The organism is Allobosea sp. WAO (genome assembly GCF_001509835.1).
GTDB lineage: Bacteria > Pseudomonadota > Alphaproteobacteria > Rhizobiales > Beijerinckiaceae > Allobosea.
On sequence record NZ_JXTJ01000001.1, the window covers coordinates 58357 to 75605 of the forward strand.

Sequence of the window (17249 nt, forward strand, 5' to 3'; positions counted from 1 at the left end):
ACCGGGGGGGCTCGTCGGGGCGAGGCGGCTGCCGCAGCTCCTTCTGCGGAAACGGCAGGCCCTCATCCGGCGCTCCGCGCCACCTTCTCCCATCCGGGAGAAGGATAGCTGCGCGCCCTTCAGGGGACGCTGAACAGTGACCGGCAAGCTGCCCGAGAACGTCGCCTATTTCGCACGCGCCCTGCGGATCGCCGGCCTGCGCGTCGGGCCGGGCGCGGTGGTCGAGGCGGTGGAGGCGCTGGCGGATGGCGCGCTCGGCGGCCGCGAGGACGTCTACTGGGCGCTGCATGCGATCTTCGTGAAGAAGCACGAGGATTCAGCGGTCTACGACCAGGCGTTTCGACTGTTCTGGCGCCGGCGCGGGCTGATCGAGAAGCTGATGGCGCAGATGTCGCCGGTGACGCCGCGGGTCGATGCGCCGCCGGAGAAGCCCGAGGCGGGAGCCTTGCGCGTCGCCGAGGCCTTCGCGCCGCCGCCCGCGGAGGAGGAGCCGCCGCCGGTGGAGCTGACGGAATTGTCGGCGCGGCTGACCGTATCGGAGCGCGAGACCCTGAAATCGCGGGACTTCGCCCAGATGAGCGCCGCCGAGATCGCGAGGGCGCGCCAGCTCATCGCCGAGCTCAGGCTCCCCAATGATGCGGTGCCGACGCGGCGCTTCCAGGCTGCGCATGCCGGGGCGCGGATCGATCCGCGCCGCACCTTCCGCCGTTCGCTGAGAGGCGGCGGCGCCTCGATCGATCTCGCCTTTCGCGAACGGGCACAGGTGCATCCGCCCCTGGTGGCGCTGGTCGACATCTCCGGCTCGATGGCCGAATACTCGCGGATCTTCCTGCATTTCCTGCACGCCATCACCGAGCAGCGCCGGCGCGTGCATTCCTTCGTCTTCGGCACGCGGCTGACCAATGTCACCCGCAGCCTGCGCGCCCGCGATCCCGACGAGGCGCTGGCGCTGGCGGGCAGGGCAGCGCCGGACTGGGAGGGCGGCACGCGCATCGCCTCGGCCCTGCACGCCTTCAACCGCACATGGTCGCGCCGGGTGCTCTCCGGTGGTGCCGTCGTCCTTTTGTTCACCGACGGGCTGGAGCGCCATCTCGACGACGAACTCGGCTTCGAGATGGACCGGCTGCAGCGCTCCTGCCGCCAGCTGGTGTGGCTCAACCCGCTCCTGCGCTATGATGCCTTCGAGGCGCGGGCGAGCGGTATCCGGGCGATGCTGCCGCATGTCGACTCTTTCCGCCCGATCCACAATCTCGCGGCGATGGCCGATCTTTGCGCCGCGCTTTCGCCCGGCGCGCGGCAGGCCGGCGATCCGCGCCAGTGGCTGAAGAAGGCGGGTTAAGGCGCAGCCGCTTCGGTCGGTACGGTGGCGGCGCTCGCTCTCTCGAACCGCCCCTGCGCCAGGAAGTGCAGGACCTGCCTGACGGCTTCGCGATTGCGCATGATCAGCGGATGGGTGGCGTGCACGGTGATGTGATCGCTCATGCCCGCGACCTGCGTGCGCTCCACCGAGACTCGGCCGTCATTCGGTCCCGGCAGGAGCAGCGACGATATCGGATAGAGCGAGCGGTCGCCGGCGATCACACCGAGCGGATAGTCGACTTCGCCGAGCAGGGATTGCAGTTCGTCCGGCCGCGCTGTCACGAGCTCGGCGCCGGCCGGGCCGAAGAACGCCCGGTAGAGCGGGTTGCCGCGCAGCAGGTCGGCGATCTCGCTGCCTTCATTCGGGGGCGCCAGCATCACGACACGGCCGAGACGTTCCGGGCGCTGCTGCGCGATAAGGGCGCGTGCGACCAGTCCGCCCATGGAATGCGTGACGAAATGCAGCCGGCCGTCCAGGCCGCCTGCGAACGCCGCGATCGGCTGCTGCACTTCTTCTGCGATCTGCCGCAGACCGGTCTGGCGGGCCGGGTAATCGAGATTCAGCGTCGCATAGCCCGCGGAACGGAGCTGGCGCTCGAGGCTGGCGAGCGAGCCCGACCGCCGCGCAATGCCGTGCAGAAGAACGATGCCGTCCATGGAATGTGCCATCTTCGGTGCAGGGGGGGCCAGGTTCGAGCCGAGGCCTGGGATGCGGAGGTGATTTCGCCCATAGCATGCTCGAAAGCCGCGGCGGGTATGCTTAAGTAGCTGAGTCTCGTTGCGCGCCGGCGCGTATGATACGGGCAATGTTTCGCGCTGCGTGTAAATGCGCCGGGGAGGGGTCGACAGCATGATCAGCACCGATACCGACATCCTCGCCACCGCTGAGGCCTGGGCCAAGGCCGGGCGTGGCGTCGCGCTCGCCACTGTGATCGAAACCTGGGGCTCGGCCCCGCGTCCGGTCGGCTCGCATCTCGTCATCGACAATGAAGGCAATTTCCTCGGCTCGGTCTCGGGCGGCTGCGTCGAAGGCGCCGTCGTCGAGGAGGCTGGCGAGGTGATCGCTGATGGCCGCCCGCGCACGCTCGAATTCGGTGTCGCCGACGAGACGGCCTGGAAGGCCGGTCTCTCCTGCGGCGGGCGTATCAAAGTCTTTGTAGAGCCGGTCCGCGGCAAGGAAACGAACTGATGGCCTCCTGGGAAACCCTCGCCGCCTTCGCGACGCTGACCTTGCTGGTCGCCTACTTCCCCGGCCCGGCGCTGCTCTACACCGCGGCCCAGACCATCGCCCATGGCCGCAAGGCCGGGCTGATGGCGATGCTCGGCATCCATCTCGGCTGCTATGTCCACGTCTTCGCCGCGGCCTTCGGCCTGTCGGCGGTGTTCAAGCATGTGCCCGAGCTCTACCTTGCGGTGAAGATCGCCGGCGCGCTCTATCTGGTCTGGCTCGGCATCGGCATGATCCGCTCGAAGCTCGGCTCGGCCGCGGACCAGCCGGTGGCGCCGCCGAAGACGGTGAAGCGGGCGCTGGTCGATTCCTTCATCGTCGAGATCCTCAACCCCAAGGTCGCGCTGTTCTTCATCGCGCTGCTGCCGCAGTTCGTCGACCCCACGGCTTCGCTGCCGGTCTGGGCGCAGTTCCTGATCCTCGGCACGATCGTCAACTTCTCCTTCTCCTCGGCCGACCTCGTCACCGTGTTCGGCGCCTCGCTGGTGATGAAGACGATGAAGGCGAGCCGCGCCGGCTTCGGCATCGGGCGCTGGCTCGGCGGCGGCATGATGATCGGGCTCGGGGTCAAGCTCGCCGTGGACAAGGGCTGAGCCATGGAGCTGTCGCTGCTTTCGGCGCTCAATGCGGAGCGTGCGGCGCGGCGCGCCGCGGTGCTGGTCACCGACACCGGCTCGGGCGCGCAAAGACTGGTCAAGGCTGCCGAGCTGCAGCAGGATCCGCTCGCCGAGCTGATCGACAGGCAGTTGCGCACCGGCAAGAGCGGCTCGGTCGAGGTCGACGGCGTCGCCTATTTCCTGACCGTGCAGGCGCCGCCGCCGCGCCTGATCGTCACCGGCGCCGTGCATATCTCGCAGGCCATGGCGCCGATGGCGAAGCTGCTCGATCTCGACGTCACCGTCATCGACCCGCGCACCGCCTTCGCGACGCAGGAGCGCTTTCCCGAGGTCACGCTGCTGGCGGAATGGCCGGACGAGGCGCTGAAGCGCCAGCCGCTCGACGCCTATACGGCGTTCGTCGCGCTGACGCACGATCCGAAGATCGACGATCCCGGGCTCGTCGCGGCGCTCAACTCCGACTGCTTCTACATCGGCGCGCTCGGCAGCCGGAAGACGCATAGCCGGCGCCTGGAGCGTCTCGCGGCGGCTGGCTTCGGGGAGGCGCAGATCGCGCGTATCCACGCCCCGATCGGGCTCGACATCGGCGCCGTCTCGCCGGCCGAGATCGCGCTCGCGATCCTCAGCGAGATCGTCGCCACCCTGCGCGGCCCACGCCGCAAGCCTGCATGATTGCCCGTATGAGTACCTGCCCATGAAGTTCGGCTCCATTCCGATCGCCGAAGCGGCGGGCAGCGTCGCGGCCCATACGGTGCGCGCTGGCGATGCGATCGTCCGCAAGGGCGCGACGATCAGCGTGCAGGATGCGGAGAAGCTGGCTGCGGGCGGCCTCACCGAGATCGTCGCCGTCCAGCTCGAGCCCGGCGATATCGACGAGAACACCGCCGCCGAGCAACTGGCGCGGGCGATCGCCGGGCGCGCGGTGGTGACCGAGGCGCCGTTCACCGGCCGCGTCAACCTGTTCGCGGCCGCCGCCGGGGTGCTGACCATCGACACCGCGCTGATCGACGTGCTGAACGGCATCGACGAGGCGATCACGGTCGCGACGCTGCCGGCGCTGAAGGCGGTCGTCGCCGGCGAGATGGTCGGCACGGTGAAGATCATTCCCTATGCCGTGCAGGAACGGCAGATCGCCGAGGCACTGGAGCGGCTGGGAACGGGCAGGCCGATCGCGGTCACCGAGTACAAGCTGAAATCCGTCGCCGTGGTCTCGACGCTGCTGCCCGGCCTCAAGCCCTCGGTGGTCGACAAGACCCTGCGGGTGATGGTCGAGCGGCTCGAGCCGGCCGGTGGCGAGATCGTGCTGGAGCAGCGCGTGCCGCATGAGAGCCCGCCGCTCGCCAGGGCGATCCGCGAGGCTGCCGCCGGGCCGGCCGATCTCGTCGTGGTCTTCGGGGCGTCGGCGATCACCGACCGGCGCGATGTGGTGCCGCAGGCCCTGGTCGAGGCCGGCGGGCGCATCGAGCATCTCGGCATGCCGGTCGATCCCGGCAACCTGATGCTGATCGGCGAGCTCGACGGCAAGCCGGTGATCGGTGCTCCGGGCTGTGCCCGCTCGCCCAAGGAGAACGGCTTCGACTGGGTGCTGCAGCGCTGCCTCGCCGGCATGCCGGTACGGCGCGCCGACATCCAGGGCATGGGGGTGGGTGGCCTCCTGATGGAGATCATCTCGCGGCCGCAGCCGCGCGCACCCGGTCATGCCGCGGTTGCGCCGGTCGCGGGGCTGGTGCTGGCCGCCGGCCGCTCGACCCGCATGGGCGCTGACAACAAGCTGCTCCAGCCTGTCCGCGGCGAGCCGCTGGTGCGCCATGCGGTCCAGGCGCAGATCGCCTCGCGGGCCGCACCGGTCCTCGTCGTGGTCGGCCATCAGGAGGCTGAGGTACGGGCCGCGTTGGCGGGGCTGGATGTCGGCTTCGTCCGCAATCCCGCCTTCGCCGACGGCCTCGCCAGCTCGCTGAAGGCCGGGGTCGCGGCGCTGCCGGCAGAGGCGCAGGGCGTCGTCGTCTCGCTCGGCGACATGCCGAACGTCACCCCCGGCGTGATCGACCGGCTGGCCCAGGCCTTTGCCGACCGGCCGGACGCGGTCGCGGTGGTGCCGACCCTGCTCGGGCATCGCGGCAATCCGGTGCTGCTGTCGCGGGCGCTGTTTGCGGATGTCGCTGGACTGTCAGGCGACGAGGGCGCGCGGCGCCTGCTCGAGGCCGCGGGCGACGCCGTCGAGGAGGTCCCGCTCGACGATCCCGCCATCGCGATCGACGTCGACACGCCCGAGGCGTTGAAGGCGCTGACCGGCGTGGGGCCAACTTCTTAGCGCCGATGCAGGCTCGGGTCCTACGTCATTCCGGCCGCAGCGAAGCGGAGTGCCGGATCCATCATAGAGCTCGGCTCCCTTCGGTCGCATTCAGCGCTTCCAGTAGACACCCAGCGTTGCATAGGCGGCGTTAGGCTGGTCGCTGGTCTTCTGTGCACCGGCGGCGACGCGCCAGTTCAGGCCAAACAGCCGCACACCAGTAAGATGCAAGCCCAGTCTGAGCTTATGATAGTCTTGCTGCCGGTAGAACTCGATTTCAGGCCCGAGATAGAGCCCTTGCGAGAGCTGCCAGCCCGGCGCGAGCCTGAGCCAGAAGCGCCGGTCCAGCGTCGCGGCGTAGGCATTCGCCTGTAGCAGCAGGTTGTCCAGCGGCGTCGCCCAAAGATCGAGCTGGATTCGCCCTCCGATCCTGTCGCTGAAGCTCGTGCGGGTTCTCGTTTCGCTGAAGACCGCCTCCAGCTCCGGCCCCGCAGACAGGGCGATGAAGAGGTCGCCGATGCGCCACTCATAGCCGAGCATGGCATGGGCCTCGGTCTTGACCATGCGCCCGCGCGCCGGGCTGTGCTCGGCCGGCTCGATGCTCTCGCCCCATTTCAGCCCGAGCCGGAAACCGCTGGCATCGAGCCCGCCTTGTCCGAAGGCGCGCGTGAAACCGACGGAGCCGTGCACCTTGCTGCGGTCGGCATCGAGCGAGGCGAAGATCACCATCGAGAGCGGGGTGCGCTCATGCAGGGCGCTGTCGGCCAAGGCCGGTGCAGAAGCGAGGGCAGCCGTCACGGCCATGACGGACCCTGCAAGCCCTCTCGCCCCCTCGGCGACGCCCCACGCCACGCCTACGCCCCCTCGGCTCTTGAGAACGGCCGATCACGCTACGGAGAGGAAGTCTGGCAGCAGATGAAATTCTTGCAAGTTTTTGTTAACTATGGCGGTGCAGCCTGATGACATCGGCCAGCCTTCTTTTCGCAGAGGAGTGCATCGTGTCATGGCATCCAAAGATTTCATTCGCCAGTTCGCCGGCTACGGTCTGACCACCGCCAACATCCTCTACCGCCTGCCGGATCATCCGGCTTTCCTGCAAAGTTACATCTGGCAGGAATACGATCTGGCGCCGCGCTTTCCCGAGCTGCGGGCCTTCCTGGATTTCTGGCGGCGAGAGCTGGAAGGGCCGCTGCATTCGGTGACGGTGGCGCATTCGCGCCTGATCCGCCCGGCCGAGATCGTCAGCGTCAACGGCGTGCTGACCCTGCATTGAAGCCGTGCGCCGGCGCGGGGTTGTTGGGCCTGCGCCCGCCATGCTAGGGCGCAGGCCCAGCCCTTCGCTTGGCGATATAGCGTGTCCTCTCCCCTGCGCACCTCCGGCCTGCTGCATGCGCTCGCCAGCCTTCCCGGCCCGCGCATCGCTGTCGGCGACATTGTCGCGGCGCTGCGGGACCGGGCCTATGCGCTGCTGATCGTCCTGCTCGGCCTGCCGAACTGCCTGCCGATGCCGCCGCCGATCCCGCTGGTCTGCGGCCTGGTCCTGGCCTTCATCGCGGCGCAGATGCTGATGGGCCGCACGACGCCCTGGCTGCCGCAGCGCCTGCTTCGGCGCAGCATCGCCCAGGCCGATCTCGCGCGGGCTGTCTCACGCGCTTTGCCGCCGCTGATCCGGCTCGAACGCTTCTCTAAGCCGCGCCTGATGATGCTGCGGGGGCCGTTCGCCCTGGTCCTGCTCGGCGTGGTGCTGCTCGTCCTGGCGCTCGGGCTGGTGGTCGCGGCGCCCTTCATCGGCCAGATCCCGCTCGGCCTCGCGGTCTGCCTGGTCGGGCTCGGGCTGGTCGAGCGCGACGGCGTGCTGATTGTCGGCGGGGCGGTGGTCGGGGCGATCGGCCTCGCACTCTCTGCCGGCTTCGCCTACGCGCTGGTGGCTTCGATCGCCAGCCTGTTCTGAAGGCGCCTAGGGTGACGCTCAGGCGGCGAGCTGCTTCTCGAAGGGCAGGTCGAGCGCCAGCAGCCGGTCGATCTCGCGCGGCGGGACGCCCTTGGAGAACAGGAAGCCCTGCAATTCGTGGCAGCCGACGGCCTGCAGGAAACGATGCTGCTCGGTGGTCTCGACGCCCTCGGCGCAGACGCGCAGGCCCAGCGCACGGCCGAGATGCACGACTGAATGCACCAGAATGGCGGATTCCCCGGTCGTCTCCATGTATTCGAGGAAGGAGCGGTCGATCTTGATCTTGTCGAAGGCGAAGCGCCGCAGATAGATCAGGCTCGAATAGCCGGTGCCGAAATCGTCGAGCGCCAGGCCGATGCCATGGGCACGCAGGTCCATCATGGCGTTCTCGGCAGCGTCCGCGTCCTCGACCACGACGCCCTCGGTCAGTTCCAGCTCGAGCCGCGCGGGGTCGAAGCCGGTCTCGTCGAGGATGCGGATGACGCTCGCCACGAAGTCCTTGTGACGGAACTGGATCGGGGAGACGTTCACGGCGAGCTTGATGCCCGGCCATTTCAGCGCCTGCTCGCAGGCGCGGCGCAGCACCCATTCGCTCAGCGGCATGATCAGGCCGCGCTCCTCGGCGATGCCGATGAACTCCGAGGGCGGGATCATGCCGTGCACCGGGTGCGGCCAGCGCACCAGCGCCTCGACGCCGACGATGGTGGCGCCGTCGATCGAGACCTGGGGCTGGTAGTGCAGCAAGAGCTCGTCGCGGTTGATCGCGTTGCGCAGGTCTTCCTCGACCATGCGCTTGACCTGGAGCGCCCGGTTCATCTGCGGCTCGAAGAAGGAGTAGCGGTTCCGGCCCTCGTTCTTGGCCTGGTAGAGCGCGGTGTCGGCGAGGCGCATCAGCGTGCCGCGGTCGGCGCCGTCCTGCGGGGCATGGGCGATGCCGATCGAGCAGCCGATGGTGACGGCGACGCCGCCGATCTCGAAGGGGGAGGTGAGGGCGTCCAGGATGCGCTGGCCGAGCACGGCGCTGGCACCGGCCTCGTGCATATGCGTCTGGATGATGCCGAATTCGTCGCCGCCGAGTCGGGCGACGGTGTCGCCGAGGCGCAGGATGGTGGTGAGCCGCTTCGCCACCTGCCGGATCAGCTCGTCGCCGGCATTGTGGCCATAGGTGTCGTTGACCGCTTTGAAGCGGTCGAGGTCGAGCATCAGGATGGCGAGCCCGCTCTTGGTGCGGCCGAGCTGGGCGAGTTCCTGGTCGAGCCTGAGATCGAAGGTGCGGCGGTTGGGGAGGTTCGAGAGCTCGTCCTGCCCGGCGAGGCGCTGGATCTGCTGTTCGCGAAGGGTGATCTGGGTTCCTGCGTGGCGCAGGCGGAAGAAGACGTAGGCGAAGATTCCGATGAAGAGCAGCCCGACCCCGGCCAGCGCCCAGAAGAACTGCCGCATCATCGTGTCCCCAGGCCGGTCCGGGGTCCAGGTCAGCCAAGCCCTGACGGCACCGTCGGGCGAGGCGATGTCCCGGCGCAGCAGGGCATCTGGCGGCTGCCGGGTGACGACCCGGACACCCGCGATCCGGTACTGCCGGGCCAGTTCATCCATCAGCGGCTGGGTGGTGCGGCGATAGCCGACGATGTAGGCCGCGCCGTCAGGGGCGGATGCCTTTTCGCCTTGCGCGCCGCCGGCTCTGATGTCCGCTATGACGAGCCCGAGCGTCTCCTGGCCGTCAAAACTGAGAAAGGCCCGCAGCGGCCCGTTGGTCGCTGCCGGCTGGTGTGGCGGCGTGGCGGCAGCTGCTCCGGGCAGATCGCGGGCGAAATGGCGCAAGCCTTCATAGCCGGCCTGGCCGGCCGAAACGCCGCCTTCGACGCCGGCCAGGACCTGACCGGTGGCGCTGACGAGATAGACGCCGTCGAGATCGAGGAAGCGATTGGCGAGCCGGGTGAAGGCCCATTGCAGCGCCGGGCGCGGCAGGTTGGCATTGAAAATGGGCTGGAGCAGCCCGGCATCGCGCAGATTGTCGAGGCGCTGCCGGCGCAGGCGGACCTGGTTCTCGATCGCGGCCTCGATACGGTCACGCTGCCTTTCGGCCTCGAGGTGGTTGGCGTCGATCGTGATGGCGAGGATGACGCTGATCGCGGCCGCCGCGGCGAGCGCGAAAGCGCATGCCAGCGTCGCCACCGTGCCCGTCAGCATGCGTGCAGACGATTCCGAATTCGGCAATCGAGCAAAAAGCGGCAAAATGCTCCACCTGTCCGGGCGCACGCAGATGGTCCACTCTGTCAGGCGAATCTTGCCATCCGGTTTCCATCGGCGCCACGAAATCACAAGATTTCGTGCCCAGGGCAGCAAAATGTACCCCGCGGCAGCCCGAGCAGGACAGGCCGCTGCGGGGATGGATCTTGGCCGGGTCACCCGCAGAAAAGCCAGATATGTATCTGGTTTTGTGAATGTTTTCGTCAGGCGAGTGGGCCGCCATCTGCAAGCCCCGGGTGGGCTCAGGGTTCCGAAGGTTCGTAAGGCGGGCGGGGAATCGCCATATGCGCTGCGCGCAAGGCGGCCGACCAGCGTTCGCGCAGGTCATGGAAATAGGGCTCGCCGGCCTCGATCCGGCGGTTGAGTTCCGGCCCCTGCGCGTCGCGGCGCAGCACGATCATGTCGATCGGCAGGCCGACGCCGAGATTGGAGCGCATGGTCGAGTCCATCGAGATCAGCCCGACCTTCAGCGCATCGTAGAGATGGGTCTTGAAGGTCACGGCGCGGTCGAGGATCGGCTTGCCGTATTTGTGCTCGCCGATCTGCAGGAAGGGCGCATCCATGCCGCATTCGATGAAGTTGCCGGCCGAGTAGATCATGAACAGCCGCATCGGCTGGCCGATGATCTGGCCACCGAACAGCAGCGACATGTCGTATTTGACGCCGGCCTCGCGCAGCGCCTCGCCATCGGTCTCGCGCACGATGCGGACCGCGCGGCCGACGAGTTGCGCGGCGCGGAACATCGAGGGCGCGTTCTGCAGGGTTTCGGGCTCGCCGGTTTCCGGATTGGGCACACCCTCGTGCAGCAGGCTGACGACCGACTGGGTGAGGGAGAGATTGCCTGCGGTGGCGAGCGCCAGGGTGCGCTCGCCCGGCCAGGAGAAGACGTGGAGCTTGCGGAAGGTCGAGATGTCGTCGAGCCCGGCATTGGTGCGCGTGTCGGCGATCATCACGAGACCGTCCTGAACGAGAATGCCGGCGCAATAGGTCACGTGACGGGTCTCCTGAGCGGGGCGTACGCGGCCATAGGTGCGGCGCAGCACAGCGGCTGGTATCAGGCCGCTGCTTCAGCGACAATGCGACGATCCGAGGCGGAGCCTTGCAGCCCGCGCTACTGCCCCTGCAAGCGCGGCTTCGCCGCCTGGGCGCGGACCTCGATCAGCAGGCTCTCGCCATTGCCGCCGGTGCGGGCGCCGCGGACGGGCGCCGCGTCGGAATAGTCGAGCCCGGCGGCGACGCGGATATGGGTGTCGATCGGGCAGAGCCCGTTGGCGCAGTCGAAGCCGATCCAGCCATAATCGGGCAGATAGGCCTCGGCCCAGGCATGGGCCCCGCCGGCATGGGGAAGCGTCTCCGATTCCGCGACATAGCCCGAGACGTAGCGAGCGGGGGCGCCGAGCGAGCGGGCGCAGGTCATGAAGACATGCGCGACATCCTGCGGGATGCCTTCGCCCGCTTCCAGGCAGGCGCCGGCGCCGATACCGACGTGCTCACCGGTCGGCACGCAGACGATCGTCTCGTGCACGGTCTCCATCAGCGCGTGCAGGCGCGACAAATCGCTGCCGCCCCCGGCTGCCGCCTCGGCGGCGAGGTCGCGCAGCGCGGCGCTCGGCTCGGTCAATCTGGTGTCGCGCATGAACACGGCGGGCGGCACCTTCTCGGCAACGCCGCGGATCACGCCCGCGAGATCAACGGTTTCGACCATGCCGTTGATTTCGATCGCATAATTCTCGATCGGTCCATCAGCCGAGAAGTCGTGGACGAGATTGCCGAACGGGTCCTGGCTGGAGCGCAGCCGGCCGTCGATGTTTGGCTCGATTCGCCAGGACATGACATGCTGGCCGTCATGGTCGCGGGGCGTCAGCCGCAGCACCTGCCGGAGCTGGCGCACCGGCTCGGCATAGGCGTAGGCGATGCTGTGCGAAATCCGGATACGCATGGCGGCTGCTGGAGGTCCTCGGTTCCGTCGGTGGCGGAAAGCCTATTGCAGATACTGGTCGACGATGATCGCACCAAGGCGGTTGTTCTCGGTGATGAAGTCCTCGATGAACTCGTGCAGCCCGCGCTGGATCACCGCGTCGATCCGCATGTTCGCCAAGCTCGCCAGGGTCTTGCGGGCCTGGCGCTGGGCCGGGCCATGGCGGTCATAGGCATCGCCGATCTGGTCGAGGAAGCGCGAGATGCTCTCATAGCAGCTCGCCAGCGAGCGCGGCATGCGCTTGTTGAGGATCAGCAGGTCGGCGATCAGCACCGGCTTCACCGCCTCGCGATAGACCCAGTGATAGGCTGTCAGCGCCGAGACCTCGCGCAGCATCGTCGTCCACTGGAAGTAGTCGAGCGAGCCGCCGACCTGCTCGGTTTCGGGCAGGAGCAGATGATACTTCACGTCGAGGATGCGGGCGGTGTTGTCGGCGCGCTCGACATGCACGCCGAGCCGCGAGAACCAGTAGCCGTCATCGCGCAGCATCGTCCGGTAGGCCGAGCCGTCGAAGACCAGCGAGACGTTCTTCACCCAGTCGAGGAAACGGGCGAACTCCTCGCGGTCCATGCGCTGGCGCTCGAAGCGCTGGAGTTCGAGCCAGGCGCTGTTGAGCGCGTCCCACATTTCCGAGGTCAGGGCGGTGCGGACCGCACGGGCGTTCGAGCGGGCGAGGGCGAAGCAGTTGCGGATCGAGGACGGATTGTCCGGGTTGAAGGTGAGGAACTCGCAGACATTACGTTCGTTCGCCTCGTCATAGGCGAGGGCGAAGGCGTCCTCGCAGCCGGCCGTGGCGACCGCGCTCTGCCATTCGGTGCCGGCGCCGCCATAGGCGGAGGGCAGGTTGGTCAGGCGGGTCGTGGCATCGAGGATGCGGGCGAGATACTCCGCCCGTTCGACATAGCGCGAGACCCAGTAAAGGCTGTCGGCGGTGCGCGAAAGCATGGTCAGGTCCGGGATTCCGGGAGGACTCGGAGACAGGTGAAAACGGTCATTCTCATGCGTCGAGCACCCAGGTGTCCTTGGTGCCGCCGCCCTGGCTCGAATTGACCACGAGCGACCCCTCCTGCAGCGCGACGCGGGTCAGCCCGCCGGGCACGCAGGAAATGCCGTTGGCGCCCGAGAGCACGTAAGGGCGCAGGTCGACATGGCGTGGCGCGACGCCGGAGGAAACGAAGGTCGGGCAGGTCGAGAGGGCCAGCGTCGGCTGGGCGATGAAGCCCTCGGGCTGGAGCTTGAGCTTCTGCCGGAAGGTCTCGATCTGCGCCTTGCTGGCATGGGGGCCGACGAGCATGCCGTAGCCGCCGGAGCCGTTGACCTCCTTGACCACCAGCTTCTCGAGATTGTCGAGCACATAGGCGTTGGCCTCGGGCTCGCGGCAGCGATAGGTCGGGACGTTCTTCAGGATCGGCTCCTCGCCCGTGAAGAACTTCACGATCTCCGGCATGTAGCTGTAGACCGCCTTGTCGTCGGCGACGCCGGTGCCGACCGCATTGGCCAGGGTGACGTTGCCGGCCTTGTAGGCGCCGATGATGCCGGGCACGCCGAGCACGGAATCGCCGCGGAAGACCAGGGGGTCGATGAAATCATCGTCGATGCGCCGGTAGATCACGTCGACGCGCTTCGGCCCCTGGGTCGTGCGCATGTAGACGACATCGTCCTTGACCAGCAGGTCCGAGCCCTCGACCAGCTCGACGCCGAGCTTGTCGGCCAAGAACGAGTGCTCGTAGAAGGCCGAATTGTACTGGCCAGGGGTCAGAAGGCAGATCGTCGGGTCGGAAGAGGCGGTGCGCGGCGCGACCGAGCGCAAGGTCGCGAGCAGCTGGTCGGGATAGTTGTCGACCGGGGCGACGCGGTGGGTCGAGAACAGCTCCGGGAAGAGCCGCAGCATCACTTCGCGGTTCTCCATCATGTAGGAGACGCCGGACGGTGTGCGGGCATTGTCCTCCAGCACATAGAAGGTGTCGGCGTCGACGCGGACGATGTCGATGCCGGCGATATGGCAGTAGATGCCGTGCGGCACCTGGAAATCGACCATCTGCAGCTGGTAGCAGGCATTGCGATAGACCAGGTCGGCCGGGATGATGCCGGCCTTGAGGCACTCCTTCTTGCCGTAGACATCGGCGAGGAACATGTTCAGCGCGGTGACGCGCTGGCGCAGCCCCTTTTCCAGCTTGGTCCATTCCGGCTTGGTCAGCACACGCGGGATGATGTCGAAGGGGATCAGCCGCTCGGTCGATTCCTCGTCGCCATAGACGGCGAAGGTGATGCCGATGCGCCGGAAGAAGAGTTCGGCCTGCGAGCGGCGCAGGGCCAGCATTTCCGGTGGTGCTTCCTTCAACCAGCGGTCGAGCTCGGTATAGGCCGAGCGTAGTCCGCCTTCTCCCCCCGTCATCTCGTCGAACGCCGCCATGCAGGCTTCTTCCCCCTGTTTCAGGTAGCCTATGCGCATTCGCTCCGGTTGGGGAAGGGGCCTGCTGCCATTGGCTTAGACAAGTCTCTGCCGGATTCTTGGGCAGTTCCGGCGGCGCTGAATCGCGATGGCGTCCGGCCGGGAGAAGCCGCCGAGCCATCTTCCGCAGACATGTCCGCCGTTCAGGGGATCGCCGAGGCTCTTGCGGCCTGCCTCAGCCGGGGAGTGCGGGCGGGGCGCCGATTGCAGCCGTGATCAAGGCTGCAAGGCCCGCAGCTGCCTGCGGCTCGGCGATGCGGCCACGGAGCATTTCGACGGAGATCGCCTCGGCGGCGCCGAGGATCGCGATGCAGCGCAAGTCGAGCTCGGACGCAGCGAGATGGGGCGCGTAGGGCAGGAAGGTCTTGCGCCAGATCCCGACATAGCGCTCGACCAGCTCACGTTGGACAGCGTCCATCGCCTCGCTGGCCTTCAGGGCCGCCGAGAGTGCGTGCCACTCGGTACCGACCTCCAGGGCGCAGCTCATATAGGCGGCTGCGATCGTCGCGGCGATGGCGTCGGGCCGGCGGGCCGTCGCCTTCAGCGTGTCCTCCAGCTGCTCAGTCTGCCTGTCGTCGATCCGCCGGAAGAGCTCGACCATCAGCGCCTCGCGCGTGCCGAAATGATCATAGGCGACCGGCTTGCTGACCCCGGCCCGCTCGGCGACGCGCGCCAGCGTAAGCGCTTCGGTGCCCTTTTCACGCACCATCGCCTGGGCGCAGTCGAGCAATTGCTCGCGGCGCTCCTGCTTCGGCAGCTTGCGGGTGGAGGCGAGGGCGAAGGTCGCTGGCATGGCGATTCAAGAATCCCCGCCAAGGCCCGCTTGACAAGAGGGAAAACGCATTCCTACTTATAGTAAGTTACCTTTAGTAGTAATGCCAGCCTTCGAGTGGCGGGCCTCGCCAGGAGACCAAAGATGCCCCAGCTTCAACACCCCGTCCTCGTCATCGGCGGTTCCGGCGTCGTCGGCGCACAGGCCGCCGCGATGATCCGCCGCCTGCATCCGGGCCTGCCGGTGACGATCGCCGGCCGCGATCTCGCCAAGGCCCGGGCGGTCGCGGACAGGCTCGGCGTTCAGGCGCTCCCGGCCGATCTTTCCAAGCCCGATCTCGGGCTGCCGGCGGAGGCGCGCTTCAGCGCGGTCATCGTCTTCGTCAAGGACGACTGGAGCAATGCGCTGCGGTTTGCCCAGCGCCACGGCATCCCGCATCTCAGCGTCTCCAGCGGCGCCTTCGAGATCGGGATCGAAGCGGCTCGCTTCATCCATGCGCCGCAGGCGGCGCCGGTGGTGCTCGCCAGCCAATGGCTTGCCGGCGCGGCGCTGTTCCCGACGCTGGAATACGCCAAGGCCTTCCGCTCGGTCGACAGCATCCATATCGGCGTGCTCCTCGACGAGCAGGACATGGGCGGGCAGGCGGCGCTGGCCGATTATGAGCGCATCACGCAGGCGGGCTCGGCGGCCTTGACGGTGAAGGACGGCCGTTTCACCTGGATCGCGGGCGAGGAGGCCGCGGCGCGCTATCGCAGCGTCGATGGCGTCGAGCTGCCGGCCACCGCCTATGGCCCGCTCGACGTGCTCAGCCTCGCCAACGCGACCGGCGCGAAGAACATCCGCTTCGATCTCGCCTTCGACGTCTCGGCCAGCCGCCGGCGCGGCGAACCGTTCTCGACCGAGAGCGTGATCGCGCTCGACGGCGTGCTGCAATCCGGCGAGCGCGGCAGGCGCCGCCATACGGTCGTGCATCCGCAAGGGCAGGCGCCGCTGACGGCGCTCGGCGTCGCGCTCGCGACCGAACGCGCGCTCGGGATTGTCGGGGGCGAGGCGCTGAAGCCCGGCCTCTATTTTCCCGACGGCATCATCGACCCCGCCTACTATATCGCCCGGATGAAGGAGTTCGGCGCGGTCTTCACGGAAGGGCAGGGCCAGTAGCCGCCCTGGGGCTTTCGGCCCGCCCAGCCGGTTGCCCGGCCGCATCCTTCGAGGCGGCCGGGCTTTGCAATCGCCGCTCAGCCGTCCTGTTGGGCGCGCTGACGTGACAGCAGGGTGTGGAAGGCCGGGTCGTCACCGAGCGACCGAAGCGCCCAGAACTCCTCCAGCCATTCGGCCTCGCCCTCCCAGCCACCCTCGATCAGGAGGCGTGCGTTCTCGAGCGCGCGCTCGTGCTCGCCGGCTAGGGCCCAGGCTCCCGCCGCATGGAAGCGGCACCAGTCGATGGCCTCGCTGGCCTTCTCGAAATGATGCGCCAGCTCCAGGCAGTGCCCCGGATCCAGATCGCCCGCATTTTCGGCGGGCAGGCTGCAACTGAGCGCGGTGTGGCGGTCGCGTTCGACGAGGCCGATCGCGGCAGCGATCGCCAGCGAGCCTCGGTTCGAGGCGTGGCTGTGCCATTCGACGGCGTGATGGCCGCGTCTGACACATTCCGCGACGGTTGCGGAGGCGGCGGCCCGCCCGAGGCCCAGTCTACGGAATCCCGCAACCGTCCCGACTCCGACCTCGCAGCGCGTGCCGCTGACGCTGTCCGTCAGGCTGTGACTGACGATGATTCCATTGTGAAGCACGCAGTAGCCGATCGCGGCTTCGAAGAAGGCTTCGGGAGATTGCCAGCCCTCGAGCTCGCCCTCCAAAGTGTCGAGATTGCCGGGCGCTCGGGCGAACAAGGCGCGATCGATCGGCGCGAGCTCGAAGCCTGCGGGCAGCAGGAACGGCTTTACTGATCCATTCGGAGGCAGCCCCATGCGGATTCGTGGGTGCTCGATGGCGAACGCATTGCTCCACACCTGCCCGAGCTGCGCCAGCCATGGCTCTTCGACGAAGAGATAGGCCCAGTCCGGGATGATCTGCCGGATGCCGGCCAGGGTTTCGGCGTGGCAGCTCGCGTTGCCGGCCAGGTAATAGGCGTCGCCATTGGCGACGAGCGCGATCTCGGGCTTCGCCTGTTGGTCCAGCCACAGTTCCGCGTCGATTGTTCCGTCCAGCGCGGCAGCGATGGCGACGTGGGTGGTGGCGAGTTCACCTAGAATAGTCTGAGCGACCGGGTAGGCCGTCTGCTCGATCTTGAACATGAAAATCCGATCCTTTGGCCGCAGCGCCTCGCGCCTGCGCCATTGGTGAAGACATGGAACGCGG

Annotated in this window: 17 protein-coding genes; 8 read left to right on the forward strand and 9 right to left on the reverse strand. The window is 67.8% G+C overall.

The window, feature by feature from the left end; translation table 11 throughout:
• The first annotated feature begins 136 nt into the window (after positions 1-136).
• Complete coding sequence (locus tag DK26_RS00315) at positions 137-1339, forward strand: VWA domain-containing protein (protein ID WP_066467191.1); 1203 nt, start codon at positions 137-139, stop codon at positions 1337-1339.
• Here DK26_RS00315 and DK26_RS00320 read toward each other — a convergent pair.
• Positions 1336-2211, reverse strand: coding sequence for an alpha/beta fold hydrolase (locus tag DK26_RS00320; protein ID WP_349236315.1), 876 nt, complete (start codon positions 2209-2211; stop codon positions 1336-1338). The genes DK26_RS00315 and DK26_RS00320 overlap by 4 nt on opposite strands.
• Between DK26_RS00320 and DK26_RS00325 the strand changes: the two genes are divergently transcribed.
• The 4 genes from DK26_RS00325 to DK26_RS00340 are packed head-to-tail and all read left to right on the forward strand — an operon-like array spanning position 2210 to position 5515.
• The gene (locus DK26_RS00325; RefSeq protein WP_066467193.1) at positions 2210-2548 is read left to right on the forward strand and encodes an XdhC family protein; all 339 of its coding nucleotides are present in this window, start codon (positions 2210-2212) and stop codon (positions 2546-2548) included. The genes DK26_RS00320 and DK26_RS00325 overlap by 2 nt on opposite strands.
• The gene (locus tag DK26_RS00330; protein WP_066467195.1) at positions 2548-3180 is read left to right on the forward strand and encodes a LysE family translocator; all 633 of its coding nucleotides are present in this window, start codon (positions 2548-2550) and stop codon (positions 3178-3180) included. Before DK26_RS00325 ends, DK26_RS00330 begins: the two co-directional genes overlap by 1 nt.
• A gap of 3 nt (positions 3181-3183) precedes the next feature.
• Positions 3184-3876: an XdhC family protein gene (locus DK26_RS00335; protein ID WP_066467197.1), complete on the forward strand. Its 693-nt coding sequence runs from the start codon at positions 3184-3186 to the stop codon at positions 3874-3876.
• A 22-nt stretch (positions 3877-3898) separates the two neighbouring features.
• Positions 3899-5515: a molybdopterin-binding/glycosyltransferase family 2 protein gene (locus tag DK26_RS00340; protein ID WP_066467198.1), complete on the forward strand. Its 1617-nt coding sequence runs from the start codon at positions 3899-3901 to the stop codon at positions 5513-5515.
• A 90-nt stretch (positions 5516-5605) separates the two neighbouring features.
• Here the strand turns inward: DK26_RS00340 and bcsS are convergent, their stop codons facing one another.
• The gene (gene bcsS / locus DK26_RS00345; RefSeq protein WP_066467200.1) at positions 5606-6298 is read right to left on the reverse strand and encodes a cellulose biosynthesis protein BcsS; all 693 of its coding nucleotides are present in this window, start codon (positions 6296-6298) and stop codon (positions 5606-5608) included.
• A gap of 199 nt (positions 6299-6497) precedes the next feature.
• Between bcsS and DK26_RS00350 the strand changes: the two genes are divergently transcribed.
• Positions 6498-6767, forward strand: coding sequence for an usg protein (locus DK26_RS00350; RefSeq protein WP_066467202.1), 270 nt, complete (start codon positions 6498-6500; stop codon positions 6765-6767).
• Positions 6768-6848: 81 nt separating this feature from the next.
• Entirely contained in the window at positions 6849-7445 is a 597-nt protein-coding gene (locus DK26_RS00355; RefSeq protein ID WP_066467203.1) for an exopolysaccharide biosynthesis protein, read from the forward strand.
• An 18-nt stretch (positions 7446-7463) separates the two neighbouring features.
• Here the strand turns inward: DK26_RS00355 and DK26_RS00360 are convergent, their stop codons facing one another.
• From DK26_RS00360 to DK26_RS00385, 6 genes are all read right to left on the reverse strand, one after another.
• On the reverse strand, positions 7464-9632 hold the full coding sequence (locus DK26_RS00360) for an EAL domain-containing protein (protein WP_066467204.1): 2169 nt from the start codon (positions 9630-9632) through the stop codon (positions 7464-7466).
• Between the two features lie 302 nt (positions 9633-9934).
• Positions 9935-10684, reverse strand: a complete 750-nt coding sequence (locus DK26_RS00365; protein WP_066467205.1) for a peptidase — start codon at positions 10682-10684, stop codon at positions 9935-9937.
• 119 nt (positions 10685-10803) lie between these two features.
• Complete coding sequence (locus DK26_RS00370) at positions 10804-11631, reverse strand: transglutaminase family protein (protein ID WP_066467207.1); 828 nt, start codon at positions 11629-11631, stop codon at positions 10804-10806.
• Positions 11632-11673: 42 nt separating this feature from the next.
• A complete protein-coding gene (locus DK26_RS00375) occupies positions 11674-12615 on the reverse strand; it encodes an alpha-E domain-containing protein (RefSeq protein ID WP_066467209.1) in 942 nt (313 codons plus the stop codon).
• Between the two features lie 52 nt (positions 12616-12667).
• Positions 12668-14083, reverse strand: coding sequence for a circularly permuted type 2 ATP-grasp protein (locus DK26_RS00380; protein ID WP_157089432.1), 1416 nt, complete (start codon positions 14081-14083; stop codon positions 12668-12670).
• Between the two features lie 214 nt (positions 14084-14297).
• A complete protein-coding gene (locus tag DK26_RS00385) occupies positions 14298-14915 on the reverse strand; it encodes a TetR/AcrR family transcriptional regulator (protein ID WP_066467217.1) in 618 nt (205 codons plus the stop codon).
• A 123-nt stretch (positions 14916-15038) separates the two neighbouring features.
• On the opposite strand from DK26_RS00385, the gene DK26_RS00390 reads away from it, so the two are divergent.
• Positions 15039-16052 (forward strand): saccharopine dehydrogenase, encoded by a 1014-nt coding sequence (locus tag DK26_RS00390; protein ID WP_066467219.1) that lies wholly within the window; start codon positions 15039-15041, stop codon positions 16050-16052.
• A 77-nt stretch (positions 16053-16129) separates the two neighbouring features.
• Here DK26_RS00390 and DK26_RS00395 read toward each other — a convergent pair whose 3' ends face one another.
• Positions 16130-17185 carry a GNAT family N-acetyltransferase gene (locus tag DK26_RS00395; protein WP_066467221.1) on the reverse strand — a complete coding sequence of 352 codons (1056 nt, stop codon included), beginning with the start codon at positions 17183-17185 and terminating at the stop codon, positions 16130-16132.
• Positions 17186-17249: the final 64 nt, after the last annotated feature.